The following is a 13,314-nucleotide window of genomic DNA, read 5'->3' on the forward strand; positions in this document are numbered from 1 at the left end:
CTTCTTACCTCAGGGTCATTACAAACAAACCTACTAATCTATCTGTTAACTGAGCAGAGGAACTTGGCAAAATGTTGCCAATTGCTTACCCAACTCCTGCATTTGGGGCAAATTGCCATAGTCGAACTTCAAGGGGGTCACTTGAGTAGCCATCACTATCAATAAATCATAGCCATGGGGCTGGCCGAGACGTCGCTGAATTTGAAATGCTGCTATGTGATTGATTGGAATGACTTGCTGGGTTAGCAGATAGAGCGAGCTTAGCTTAGTGGTAATAAGTTGGCGTTCCAGGTCAAACAGGACCCGGCGCTGAGCAAATAGAAAATGCCAACTGAGCAGCGCGGCAAATGACCAGTACAGGATTTCAGTATATGGCCAATGATCGAAACCCAGAGTCATAAGCAAAGTGAAAAATGCGACCAGGCCAGAGCAAATCCAGCGTCCGATGATCGCCGAGCGGGATTTGGCCATGACGGCTTTTGTCGGGGTAAGTTGTTTAAAGTACATGACTATAGAACTCCAATAAACTTCATGACAAAGCCAAATGCCATAAGAAATGGCAGAGGGTAAAAAAAGCGTATCACCACTCCTGGTTGCCAAAGTGGTTCTATCTGTGTCGCAGGCAGGGTATGAGCAGTATTGTCAGTCTCTATCTGGTTAGCCGCAGCTTGCGCTCCTGGTCCATTGGCCGTGTCTATGCTGTTAAACTCTTGCGCGACTGGTTTATTCTGGCCATTGGGCGGGAGTGACGCTATGAGTGGTTCTGTCGATGATAAGGTGTTCAGCTCACGGATATTGGGAAAGTCAGTCACTTGTTCTTTGGCTGTAAGGTTAAAGGTTTGTGCAAAGAACATCATGACTTGCGTGGTGTCGGCCAGGCTGCCTATGGGGTAAACAATGTCATGTAACTTGAGTTCATACTGGTTTCTGTCATAGCTGTCGTGGCGCAGCAATAACTCGGTGGACTGCAGCTGTGCCTGGTACGTCTTTTTGAAGTGATAACCCAATAACTGTGATTGTACAAAGCGTTGCCTGCTGGGGTTATCCAGCACTAAATATTGCCTGAGCGACCCGAGTATGAGCACTGCCGGCAGCAGCAGTGCCGACACAAACTGGTAAAAAGTTTGCTCACCGCCATCGAGGGTTATTGCCATGACAAGCGAGGCCGACAGTGGCAATAGTCCCAGTAATGCAAACCCTCGAAAAACATAATGGCTTTTGGTCGCAAGGCGTAACTGCTCAGGCAATCCCCTTGGATTGATAAACCTGTGGGCTTTTTTAGATAATTGCGAGTACTGCACTTGTTATCCTTAACAACAGTTTTTCCAGGGTATTTTTCCTAATAAAGACCGGGAAACCCACGCTTGCCTGGGGTATCGAATATGCCAATGTGGGGGAATTGCCTGCTAGGGCAGTGAAGACAGGAACCAGCCATCGGCAGTTCTCATAAATTCACAACTGACATGGGAATTACGTCCTGGACTAACAATCAACAACTTTACTCTGGCTTCCTCAAGCTTGCCAAATCTGCCTTGTTTATCAGCACTTATGTCCTTATAGCTGATATTGGTAATATCAATGGACTTAATTTCCCCATTGCCAAATCTGCGCTCATGGGCTCGTGCCAGTATTTCTTGCAAACGTTTTTCCTGCCCTTTGGTGTGCTCCGGCGGCATCTGCGCCATAAAGGCGGCCAGGTCTTGGCTCTTGATAAAATCGAGAGTACCCAGGCAGCGTTGGCTCAGCTCGGCATCCAAGCCTTGACTAGTCGCAGCTAAGCTGCTGGTTGAACAAAGGAGCAGTAACAGAGTGATAATGCGAATCATATGTCATCCTTGTATATATAGGTTTTATAGAACCTGGGGTCACATCATATGCTCCCAGGTTCTACATCAAATACTATTGGTTAATTGGTGCTACTCTTGCTGCAAGATGAGCAGAGGGGCACTATTATGGAAGAATTTTTGACTCGAGTCACCGATGACCACCTTAAAAGTCTTCACGCTGTCTTTGAGCAAGTCCCGCCCCTCAAGGTCGTCTCCCGTAACAGATGTCACATTACCAGAAAATTCAATGTAATATGTGCCTATTTCATCCTCTGCTCGTATGCCAACTAATTTAACTGTATGTGTACCTGCGGTTAGAGGAATAGATATTGGACCTATTTTTCTTTGAGGGCTCGAACCATCGGTAATTACTTTGTCGTCAACGACTAGCTTGAATATATCATCATTAAAGTTACCGTTGTCGCCAAAGGTTACGTCGAGTAGATAGGGTACGGTAAATTTAAGACCATTACTTATTTGATTATTTACTTCGACCGTTACATTACCTGTTATAATCCCGTTAGGCACAGTTACTGTCAGCTTGTTTGGTTCAACTTTTGCTATAGATGCCACAATGCGGTCATTGTTATTACCAGCAAAGGTGACTTTGTTTTTGTTTTTTACGGGATCAAAACCCACACCTTCAATAACAACTATATCACCTGGCTGTCCATTGTCATTTTTTAACCTAGAGATTTTCAATCCATCACTAATCATGATGTCAATCGGAGAAGTTGCTTCTTGACCTCTGTGTTTAACTTTAACAGATATTGGCCCGATTGCATTGGCCAATAAACTTGCAGGTACTGTAATGTCTAAGCGGGTACCTGCATCTGAAATGTCGTCGTATTGAATTTCCTCTTCATCGCCTGCTTTATTTTTATCTTTGAGATAGGCCACTGGTTTTTCATCAAACCAATACCAACGCTCATTGATTCCAAAGCCTGTACCGATAATGGTAAGTGGTTTACTCACTGCTTCGGGTTTCATTATACTAGGATCCAGGTCCGCAATTTTCAGTCCCCAAGTGACGGTAAAATCTGATTTAACTGGAACAAACATCATATCTTTGATTGTCTTGACCTGGTCGGCGATGATATCAGCCACTTTGGCTCCTTTAATCAGGGCTTCGGCTTGACCTGAAACAGGCAACCACTTACGTGCAGCCGCTGTAGCGGCCAAAATAGCCAAGTCATTAGGGCTAATGGCTAATTCTTTCAGTACGGCCTTGGTAATAGGGCCAAGTTTTCCTGCATTGTCCACCTTGTAAAAAGATTCTATTTCATTCTTATAGAATTCGATAAAAATTTCTTTTGTGAAATTTTCTATGTCTTCAACTGTTACATTGTCATCGTTATAGATTTTTTCACTTTCTTCAATTAATTTAGGTGAGTATGCTATAATCGCCTTTGTTATAGCAACTTTATCAAAGCCTTGTTTTGGAGGAGTGTAATTTATGCCTTCCAGAATGATATCTACAAATGGCAGCAGTATACCGTCGATAATCGTTCTAATAGCTAAACTTTTTCTAGCATCTAGATTAGCCTTATCATATTCAGAGTTGTTTCTAAAGCTGAAAGGAGAAGGGCCCAAAGGTGTATTTACACCAGGGGAAAGCACTTGGTATAAGCAGCTTTGATATGGGCAGTTATTATAATATTGATCTTTAGACCAAAATTCAATGCCCCAGAACGTACCAGATTGTGGCCCAAGGATATTTCCATCCCATCCGCTATTAATATGTCTCCTAAGCGGGGTGTCTAATTGTGATGGGTCATATTCGTCATTTTTACCTAGCGGTATTATCTGAGTGCTTAAATAAAGTTTTGTTCTGTTTTCTAATTTTGTGCAGCCATCATATTGAAGTTTATTTTTTTGTTCATCACTTATTTCAGGATTATCAGGGCAGCTAGGATCCGTTGGTAGCCAATTATCCGTAAAGTTTGTGGCGTCTAGTGAATAATCAAAATGATCTGTGCCATAATTTTTTATTGTTGGTTTAATGCTGCCTGTAGTTGAGCTTGAATTTAAGGCTTTAGTGATATTTTTGCTTTTTATATTAGATGCATTAGCAGGAGTTGGCAAGCTGGATTGATATTTATCGTATATCTTGCGACTATTGCTTAGCAAGAGTGTACTGGTTTCACTTGAATACTTATCTAGGGCTGTTGGAGAAAGCTCCAATAACTGGCTAAAGTGTGCCATGACTTCTTTGAATTCAGGATAGTCTATTACTACGTTTTTGAAGTTATAGATCTCGCTTAAAGGAATTTTTTTTGTGCCTATATAATCAAGTACGTGTTTGAAGGTTGTACTTTCAAGATTGAGGGTTACTGCAGTATCCTGTGGAAGTATATAGCCGCTTAGGTATAGCTTTCTGTTGTTATCATCAACAGTATTAAGAAAACTGTTAATAGGTGTCAGGCGATTTTTAAAGTGGCTTACCATTTGTGTTGCGGAAGCATCCAATTGATATTGATTGCCAAGAAGGGTCTCGACAGTTATTTGTTCTGCTTCTACGTTATGGAGCAAGCTTACATTAGCTTCAATATTTTTAACGACATAATATGTCTCTAAGTTACTTTGACCCAGTGTGTTGTTTATCTGTAATTCACCGTCATTTAAGTTATTTGGCACTCTTATCGTTGCTTCTGTTGCCGTTGAAGATATGACCTCTAAGGCTCTTCCACCAGCAGTAATTGTCATGTCTTGAGTAAAATCACTACCTATAATACTGGTTGTTTCCAATTCCTTTAGAAGATAAGCCTGATTAGAGGATATAACGGGCACTCCTTTGTCATGGACGTCCAACTCACGAATATTACTTCTGAAAGCTCCATCTGAAATAAATAATTCAGTTGCAGCTTTAGGTGCGGTGACAGAGAAGATACCTGAAGTTGAACTTATAGGAATGTTAATAGGGCTCAAATTTTGACGTTTAAAAACTATGTAGCTTTGAACTCCAGGTAATGATTGATTCAGCTCGATCTGTAATGTATCACCTTCTCTAACAAATCTTACTGCAATGTCATTGTGATTTACTTCAGGTGAGCTTATAAATGTATCTTGGTTTTCGATGACTTCCGATAACCTATCATCATCATTAATATCAAGAAGTCCATCGTTATCGTCATCAAGATCTTCATAGTCTGAGAGGCCATCTAAATCCCTATCTGTCGGGTGTTCTATTTCCGCCCCGGCTTCGATCTGATCGGGTATATTATTGCCGTCAGAATCTATATCTATAAAGTTACCAAGACCATCCTGATCATGGTCAAAAGCACCTTCTCTGTGGTCAAGGATACCATCACCATCACTGTCTGTATCACTCCAATTAGGGATACCGTCACCGTCAGGATCGAAGCCTAAACTAGGAATGTAGCGCCCATAAAGAAACTCATCTGCATCTGAAATACCATCCTGATCAGTATCCCAAGTTTGATTGTTAATCCCCAATGCAGATTCCTGAATATCATCCAATCCGTCGCCATCCAAATCTGAAAACACCCTGCCTTCATAGGAAAAGCTCGGGCTTCCATCAAAATTGATATCATTTACACCGACGTGGTACATCCCATCCTCAAGTATTTCAACATTGATGGCCAGTGTCTTGAGAGATGGTGATATAGCAATTTTCCCGAAATTCAGTGCATTACCTTGAGCATCAGAGAAATAAATATTGGGTTTGAATTCAGTATCTTGATAGTTGAGCCTAAAGGTATAGAAATGGCCTTTTTCCCCCTTAAAGGAAAAAAGATCACCGTTATCGGACTTAGTGGCAATTGCGCCCCTGACACTGAACGGAGGCAAAAGATTGGTTGGAGTTGCCACTGAAGGGTTATCATTTGGCTCTAAATCGGTGAAAACTTCTGTGTCGGTTTTACTCACATCAAACGGATAATCATCCAGCTCATCCGGAACACCGTCACCGTCTTCATCTTTATTTTCCCAGGTGCCGACCTGATTAACCGGATCGGTTGGCGTGCCGGGATCCGTGGGGTTACCTGGATCCGTTGGATCTGTGGGAGTACCGGGATCGGTTGGGGTGGTCGGGTTAGTGCCCTCACCGGGTTCCAATTCTCCGTTACAGCCGCCGACCACGACGGTGCCGGCAAGTAACAGTGCCAGATAAAGCGCTTTAAATTTCATCTTATTTCCCTTTGATGTTACATCCTGAACGGGGTCTGCATTCGCATCATCCCCTGTGAAACCATGGCCATATAAACGTCGCCCGTGGCCAAGCCCAGAGCATTGCAGGCCAACTGTTCATCGCTGACCCCAAATAAAGGTGAGGTCACCACCTGGTTGATGACCCGGTTGGCAAACGGCACCACCAATCGCTGACACCAGCGCACTTCGATTTGCAGCAGGTTGGCATCCTGAATATTGAGCTGACGGCCGCCGCCGACATTCTTGTACGCGCTGCTGCGGTACATAAGGTTGTTATTGGGGATCTCGTACAGGCTGCGGTTATTCTCTCTGGCGCGGTATTTGAACTGGTCAAACACGGCTCTGTTGGGGTTCAGTACCCGCAGCTGCGCCAAGGCGGTGACCGCGGCGCGGGCTTTGCCATAAGCCGCCAGGGTGTCGGTTGCCTCTGTGCCTGTGGCAAATAACGACATCATCCCCTGGGCCAGAGCCTTGTTCATGGCAGTGGTGCTGCCATAGTTGAGAGTGCCGGCCCTGACGGCCTTGACCGTGGCCGAGTTCAACGTTGATTTGGCCACATAGATAAAGGTCCATTGCACCACCAACATCATGACCACCAGCACCACGGGCATCAGGAATGGCAGCGCAACATTGAATTCAAACATGGCCTGGCCACGTTGCCTGACGACAGATCTCATTCGGCCCGCGCCTGGGTATTGTTATCGGGCGCACTTTGCAAACCATTGAGCACCTGCAACAGCGCCGAAATTTGCCGACCGATGGCACTGTCCTTGTCGCCCCGGGATTCGATGGCTTCCAATATCTGTGTCGATTGTTTCAGCCTGACCAGGCTCATGTTGTACCAGGCTTTTTGGTTTTCCGGCTCCAATTCGACACAACGCTGGTAAGCGGCGATGGCGGCATCATGGCGACCGGTGCGGGTGTAAATATTGCCGAGCCGGAACCAGCCCGGTGCGTAGTTGGGCACTAAGGCCAGAACTTCCAGATATTGGCTTTCCGCCTGATCCAACTTGGCCAGCTTATAGGCGTGTTCGGCCTGGGCCTGCAGGGCCACGATTTCCTGGTTGCCATCGGATGTTGCGGGCGTGCTGCTGCAGGCACAGAGCATCAAGGCCAGGCCCGCAAGCGTTAGTAAATTTGTCAATTTGGATCCCATATCAGCTCATCTCCCTGGGTAATTTGCAGTTGTGCGACGCTGCCGGCGGCCAGTTCCAAAACACTGGATGCCTGCCGGCAATGGCTGGATCGCCACGGTTTCAGCCCCGTGACTATGCGGACGACTTTGTGTCTGCGGTCGAGGTAAACCAGATCCAGGGGATACCCCATCCACATGGTGTGTACGGCATTGCAGGGGCTGATCAACATGCCCTGATCTGACTGCAATGGTGCCCGCCCCAATAAACCGCGCAGCCGCAACCAGGGGGTGTCAGCCAGGCTAACCTGTAACTCTTTACCGTTGCGGCTATTTAACATTTTGATCTTTTTCATAATTCGTACATGAATTTCATGACTATCGGGAATGCCAGGATGAGAAAGGTGACGGGGAAAATAAACGCAATCAGCGGAAACACCAGCTTGACCGGGGCCTCAAGGGCCTTTTTCTCCGCCCGCTGGAAACGTTCCACCCGGCGTTGATCGGATTGGATCCTGAGTGTCTGTCCCAGGCTGGCACCGGTTTTTTCCGCCTGTGCCAGGGAACTGACCAGGCTGTTGATTTCGGTAATTTGCACCCTGTCGGCCATGTTGCGAAACGCCTGGGCCCGCGACATACCGGCGCGCATATCACGGATAACCTTTTCCAGTTCGATTTTCATCGGACCATTGGGCCCCCGTTCCACCGCCTGCATCAGGGCGCCGGACATATTGAGTCCGGCCTCAATGGACATGGTGAGATAATCCAGGTAAACAGGCAGTACCTTGACTATGAGTCCCTGGCGCTTTTTACGCAGATCGTTCAGGGTCAACACCGGCAGGTAAAAGCCCAATACGGCGGCAATGAGCAGGTAATTTAGCTGAACCGCATCCAGCATCAGGCCGGCGACCAACATCAGACCCAGGGCAAAAAAGGTGCTGATGATGCGGATGGCAAAATACTGTTCGGCGTTCATCATGTAGGACAAACCCGACAGCTGCAGTTTCTTGGACACCCGCTCCAGATAGTCCACGCTGAGCTTTTCACTGACGTAATAGGCCAGCAGCCTGACTATGGGCCAGATCATTTTGAGGCCAGGCGTCAGGGGATCCATAAACTCGCGGCTGTCCTGCGGCACCTTGCGGTAGATACGGGTGCAGCTGACGATAAGCGCTATGACGGCCAGGGTGTAAATGGTGACGATAAGATTGACCATATACCCTCCTAGACGTCGATGGAGACGATCTTTTTAATCGCCAGGTAACCGCAAAACAGCATCAGCGTCCCGACGACTATGACGCCCCACCCCAGGGGTTCGGATAAGATCCGCCCCATGGAAGCCGGCTCCATGTGATACAGCACTATGCCGATGAACACCGGCAGGGCCGTCATCACCAATCCCTGAAGTTTGCCCTGGGATGTCAGTGCCTGGATCTTGCCTTCCATCTCAATTTTGCGCCTCAGGGTCGATGACAGCCGCTGCAACACCTCGGCCAGGTTGCCGCCCACATCGCGGGAGATCTGCATACCGGCAACCACCAACTGGAATTCGTCTTCCGGAATGCGGCTGAGCATGTTGTTGAGGGCGGTATTGAACTCGACCCCCAGACGCTGTTCGCGCAGGAACAGCTGGAACTCCTGCTTGGCAGGAGCTTCCATTTCGTCGGCCATAAACTCAATGGCACTGGTGGTATTGGCCCCCGCCTGCATGGAAGAGGCAATCATATTGAGGGCATCGGGTAACTGGTGCACAAACTTACGCCGGCGCCGCTTGTGCAGGAAGCTGTAGGCAAATCGGGGCAATATGGCCAGCACTATACTCAACATGATCCCCAGCACCCATGACCCCAACATCACCCGTCCCAAAAAGGGCACCGAGGCCAGGGTAAACAGGTTAATCATGAACAATTGGCCGGGTTCGATGAACAGGAACATGTCGGCCAGGTTGCTTCTGGCCGATGAGGTGAAGGTTTCCTGGTATTTACGTCCCAGTGATTCCCCCAGGTGTTTCAGTGACCACACCAACAGGCTCACAGACAGAAATGCCATGACCATGGCAATAACCAACTCAGCCATGATCGCTTTCCTTTGCAAAGGTGTCCATTTGCACCCGGATGCCTCGACGGCGTAAGTCCTCGTAAAACTCGGGCACAGTGCCGGTCGCCATATAGTGACCCACGACCTTGCCCTGTTCGGAGAAACCGGTTTGCTGGAAGCGGAAGATTTCCGAAAGCTGAACCGTCGAGCCTTCTATGCCGGTCACTTCACAAATGCTGGTTACCCGGCGTGAACCATCGGCAAAGCGGGATTGCTGCACTATGAGGTTAATGGCCGATGCTATCTGTTCCCGAATAGCCTGCACCGGCAGATCCATCCCCGCCATCATTACCATAACCTCAAGCCGCGCCACACAATCCCGGGGTGAGTTGGAGTGTGCCGTGGTGAGTGAACCGTCGTGGCCTGTGTTCATGGCTTGCAGCATATCCAGTGCTTCCCCGCCGCGGCATTCGCCAATCACCACCCTATCCGGGCGCATCCGCAGACAGTTTTTCACCAGATCACGAATTTCCACTGCCCCCTTGCCTTCCTGGTTTGGCGGTCTGGCCTCCAAGGCGACCAGGTTGGGTTGGTACAACCTCAGTTCAGCAGCGTCTTCCACGGTAATGATCCGCTCATCGGGCGGGATAAAGTTGGATAAGACGTTCAGCAGCGTGGTTTTACCTGAACCGGTACCACCAGAAATCACGATGTTTTTCTTGTGCTTAACCGCGATTTCCAGAAAATCGGCCATTTGCTTGTTCATGGAACCGAACTGCACCAAATCGGCCGCACTCAAACGTCGCTGCATAAACTTACGTATTGTGATGCAGGGGCCTTTCAGTGCCAGCGGTGGAATGACGGCATTCACCCGTGAACCATCCTTGAGTCTGGCGTCCACCATGGGGGAGCTTTCGTCGATACGGCGGCCAATAGGCGTAACTATGCGTTCAATGGCGCCCAACACCGCCAGGTCGTCGGAAAAGGCGATATCTGACAGGTGCAGCTGGCCTGACTTTTCATAAAATATCCGGTCGTGGCTGTTCACCATGATTTCGGTTACATCGGAATCGGCAATCAGCGCCTCCAGGGGGCCCAAGCCTATGGTTTCGTCCAGCACTTCCTTGATAAGTTCTTCCAGTGACAGCTCGGCAGGAATACTCATTTGCGCCACTATCTGGTTGATTAACGAGTGGCTTTGACTGCGTAACTCGTCATCAGTCATCTCGTTCACATTGACCCGGCGCAAATCCAGTTGCTTGAGCAATTCGCCATGAACCTGGCGCCGCCAGTGGTTCTTGAGACGAATGGTTTCACTGTTTTTGCTGGTTTCCAGGGCCTGAATTGCCACCGCCTCGGGTGAGATAGGCTCGGCTATGGGTTGAGGCAATTCAAAGGTCGGTGCCGGGGCTTCTTCGGCTGGGGACGAAAACTGCCTGGCTTCTTCATCTTTAACCCGCAGGAAATAGTCACCAATCTGGATCCTGTCATTGAAGTTCAGCGGGCCATAGGAGCGAAGCTTCTGATCATTGACCTTAATGCCGGTCATGCTCTTGTTATCTTCAATATAGATACCCTCGGCTTCACGCTTCAAGGTCGCGTGGAGTCTGGATACCTTGATCCCGCGCAGCACCACCAGGTGCTCCGTGTCTTTGCCGATACAGCACTGACGGTGAATACATTGGTATTCGCCAACCTTGGTGCCCTTGGTGGTGCTGACTGTGATATTGAACATAGGCACTCCTAATCCAGAATGTAAAAGGCTTCCAACTTGTTGGCTTCTTCAACCATCTCGCGGCCCCGTGCCAATGCCTCTTCGTGGCTGTCTTCTCCCGGGTAAACCAGGGTGGGCGTCACGAAAATTACCAGTTCAGTTTTGTCATCCTTGAAATTGCGGGATTTGAACAGCTCTCCCAGGATGGGGATATCACCGAGGAAAGGGAACTTGTTGACCGCCTTGGACATTTCGCTGTTCACCAGTCCGGAAATGACCATGGTTTGTTTGTTCTTTACGTTGATGACAGATTCGGTACGGCGGGTCAGGAAACCCGGTGCGTCATTGATCATGATGGAGGGATCGATGGCGCTGACTTCTGCAACAACCTTGCTGAGGATATTGCCCTTTGAATCCACCTCAGGCTCAATGTCCAGTTTGATCCCATATTCCTTGTACTCAATATCCACAGCGCCGACACCGCTGACACTGGGAATGGGTATTTCACCACCGGCAAGGAAACTGGCACTCTCACCGCTACGGGTCGTCAGGTTAGGTTCGGCCAACATGCGGGCATCGCCCTTTTCCGCCAGCAGCTGGATCTGCGAGCCTATTCCCGACACCACCCCCAGATAGCTCCAGCCACGGGTATCAAGCACGCCAATGGATTCGGATATGGCCTCACTGATAGCGCCTGAATACTGCCCCGGTGAAGTAACACTGAAAATGGGATTAGAGGTAAATGCCTTGGCCATACCAAACGACGGGCCCGACATGCTGGCATCCCAGCGAATACCTATATTGTTGAGTGTGGTTTTGTTGAATTCGACAATCTTGACTTCCATTTTCACCATGGGCGAAAGGTAATCGCTGTATTTCACATATTTCACCAGCGACATCACGTTGTCGGCCTTCTCGAACACCTTTTCCAAGACCTCTTTATGGGCTATTTCTGCCTCACCGTGAACGACGATAATGCCATCTGACTCGGACACTTCCAGTGAGGGAAATTCAGAAAGCATACGCTTAACCGTGGCCAATTTGGTTTGCGAAATATCCCTGGTGACTACGACGCTGAGCTTGATAAGCAAGCCATCCTTTTGCCACAACTGAATGTCCGATTGCCCTTCCCCCTGGCCAATCAACAGCACATTCTTTTCATCAACCACTTTGGCGTTCAGTACGCTGGGGTTCCCCACAACGACACGCTCAACATCTTTGGCTTTATACAGTTCAACTGCACCAACATATAATTTGAGTTCTTTATTATTGTGAGCACCGGCGACATTGATAACACCGATGAACAATGCAAATGTGACCATTAAAAATCTAAACATCTTCATAATGCCGTCTTATTCTCAACCTGGGTTAACTGTTCCATTTTTGCTTTTGGCAAGGCATATTCCTGAATGCTGGTAGTGATACCACTGCCTCCGGTAATAAACTCGACCTGATGCCGGCCGGTCTCTATTGCGCTGCCGAATATTTGGTCGCTGAACATTGTGGTGAGGGCAACCGAGGCCTCTTCCTTTTTATTTCTCAACAGGGTAATGAATTTCCCCTTGGAACGTGCCAGCGAGACCCGCATTGAATCTTCTACGCTCAATGCCAGCGTGACAGTGCTGTATGAATCAGGATTGTCATATAAGGTATCGACCAACTCGGGATGCACGGCAATGCTGCGCTTGCCTGTGGCCAGCACCTGCGCGCGCTCTATCAACAATTCCATTTTGGTTTTCTCGGACTCGTCCTCACCGACCTTGTATGCCAGGTACAAATCCACCATATCGGAAGGGATCAACATGCCGGCCGTAGAGTTCACTTCGTCTATGTCTATGGTGACCGCACGCTGACCTTCCAAAAGCAAATCGGAAAACTGCTTGGTACGGCTGCCCGGTAAATAGGCGGAAACCAGGGGTCTGCCGGCCTCAATGTCGGTCAGCAGCATTTGTCCGGCCACCTCGCCAAATTGCGCTGGATAGACGGCATCGGTAGGAACAATATCTTCCGGTACACTGCGTACCGACATATTGGATTCCCCAATAGTCTCGCCTTTACTCAGGTTTCGGACCGGCACAACAATATCAACAGATTTTTTGTTGGTATTAAAAAGCTCGGTTCTCAGCTCCTGTTCTTTCACTATGAAATAATTTTTGGTAGCCCATGCGGCTACCCCACCCAATACCAGAGCAATTATTAATAGCACCCAGTTAAAGTCGATGCCTCTCAGCTGCATTTTTGATTACTTCCTTTTCATAGTGGTAAATCAGGCAAGGACTTGGTATAGGCAAATGCGGTATACCAATCCCTGAGTGCCTGTACACAAATTTCCATCACGTTCTGATCGTCTTTAATTGGTGTGAGCAATGCGGCAATCAAGGCACCGCACACAATCAAATATTCAACGCTCGCTTGACCTGTGGCACTTCGCAAAA

At 48.2% G+C, this 13,314-nt stretch carries 13 protein-coding genes; all 13 read right to left on the bottom strand.

All coding sequences use genetic code 11. The features are described from left to right. Nucleotides 1-45: 45 nt before the first annotated feature. A complete protein-coding gene (locus JYB84_RS14405; RefSeq protein ID WP_207320720.1) occupies nt 46-507 on the bottom strand; it encodes a hypothetical protein in 462 nt (153 codons plus the stop codon). 2 nt (nt 508-509) lie between these two features. Continuing rightward, nucleotides 510-1,301 (bottom strand): hypothetical protein, encoded by a 792-nt coding sequence (locus JYB84_RS14410; protein ID WP_207320721.1) that lies wholly within the window; start codon nt 1,299-1,301, stop codon nt 510-512. Nucleotides 1,302-1,406: 105 nt separating this feature from the next. Further along, nucleotides 1,407-1,826, bottom strand: coding sequence for a hypothetical protein (locus JYB84_RS14415; RefSeq protein ID WP_207320722.1), 420 nt, complete (start codon nt 1,824-1,826; stop codon nt 1,407-1,409). A 90-nt stretch (nt 1,827-1,916) separates the two neighbouring features. Continuing rightward, a complete protein-coding gene (locus JYB84_RS14420; RefSeq protein ID WP_207320723.1) occupies nt 1,917-5,975 on the bottom strand; it encodes an IPT/TIG domain-containing protein in 4,059 nt (1,352 codons plus the stop codon). 17 nt (nt 5,976-5,992) lie between these two features. Beyond that, nucleotides 5,993-6,673, bottom strand: a complete 681-nt coding sequence (locus tag JYB84_RS14425; protein ID WP_207320724.1) for a pilus assembly protein — start codon at nt 6,671-6,673, stop codon at nt 5,993-5,995. Beyond that, nucleotides 6,670-7,140, bottom strand: a complete 471-nt coding sequence (locus JYB84_RS14430) for a tetratricopeptide repeat protein (protein ID WP_228290791.1) — start codon at nt 7,138-7,140, stop codon at nt 6,670-6,672. Before JYB84_RS14430 ends, JYB84_RS14425 begins: the two co-directional genes overlap by 4 nt. Continuing rightward, nucleotides 7,137-7,484 carry a DUF192 domain-containing protein gene (locus JYB84_RS14435; RefSeq protein ID WP_207320726.1) on the bottom strand — a complete coding sequence of 116 codons (348 nt, stop codon included), beginning with the start codon at nt 7,482-7,484 and terminating at the stop codon, nt 7,137-7,139. The genes JYB84_RS14430 and JYB84_RS14435 overlap by 4 nt, the downstream gene beginning before the upstream one ends. Further along, nucleotides 7,481-8,344 carry a type II secretion system F family protein gene (locus JYB84_RS14440; RefSeq protein WP_207320727.1) on the bottom strand — a complete coding sequence of 288 codons (864 nt, stop codon included), beginning with the start codon at nt 8,342-8,344 and terminating at the stop codon, nt 7,481-7,483. The genes JYB84_RS14435 and JYB84_RS14440 overlap by 4 nt, the downstream gene beginning before the upstream one ends. 8 nt (nt 8,345-8,352) lie before the next feature. Next, complete coding sequence (locus JYB84_RS14445; RefSeq protein WP_207320728.1) at nt 8,353-9,204, bottom strand: type II secretion system F family protein; 852 nt, start codon at nt 9,202-9,204, stop codon at nt 8,353-8,355. After that, a complete protein-coding gene (locus JYB84_RS14450; protein ID WP_207320729.1) occupies nt 9,197-10,900 on the bottom strand; it encodes an ATPase, T2SS/T4P/T4SS family in 1,704 nt (567 codons plus the stop codon). The genes JYB84_RS14445 and JYB84_RS14450 overlap by 8 nt, the downstream gene beginning before the upstream one ends. An 8-nt stretch (nt 10,901-10,908) precedes the next feature. After that, complete coding sequence (locus JYB84_RS14455) at nt 10,909-12,222, bottom strand: type II and III secretion system protein family protein (protein ID WP_207320730.1); 1,314 nt, start codon at nt 12,220-12,222, stop codon at nt 10,909-10,911. Then, nucleotides 12,219-13,115: a Flp pilus assembly protein CpaB gene (cpaB, locus tag JYB84_RS14460; RefSeq protein ID WP_207320731.1), complete on the bottom strand. Its 897-nt coding sequence runs from the start codon at nt 13,113-13,115 to the stop codon at nt 12,219-12,221. Before cpaB ends, JYB84_RS14455 begins: the two co-directional genes overlap by 4 nt. Before the next feature lie 17 nt (nt 13,116-13,132). Further along, complete coding sequence (locus JYB84_RS14465) at nt 13,133-13,312, bottom strand: hypothetical protein (protein WP_228290793.1); 180 nt, start codon at nt 13,310-13,312, stop codon at nt 13,133-13,135. Nucleotides 13,313-13,314 lie beyond the last annotated feature (2 nt).

Origin of the sequence: Shewanella cyperi, from assembly GCF_017354985.1 — a bacterium.
Classification (GTDB): Bacteria; Pseudomonadota; Gammaproteobacteria; order Enterobacterales; family Shewanellaceae; genus Shewanella; species Shewanella cyperi.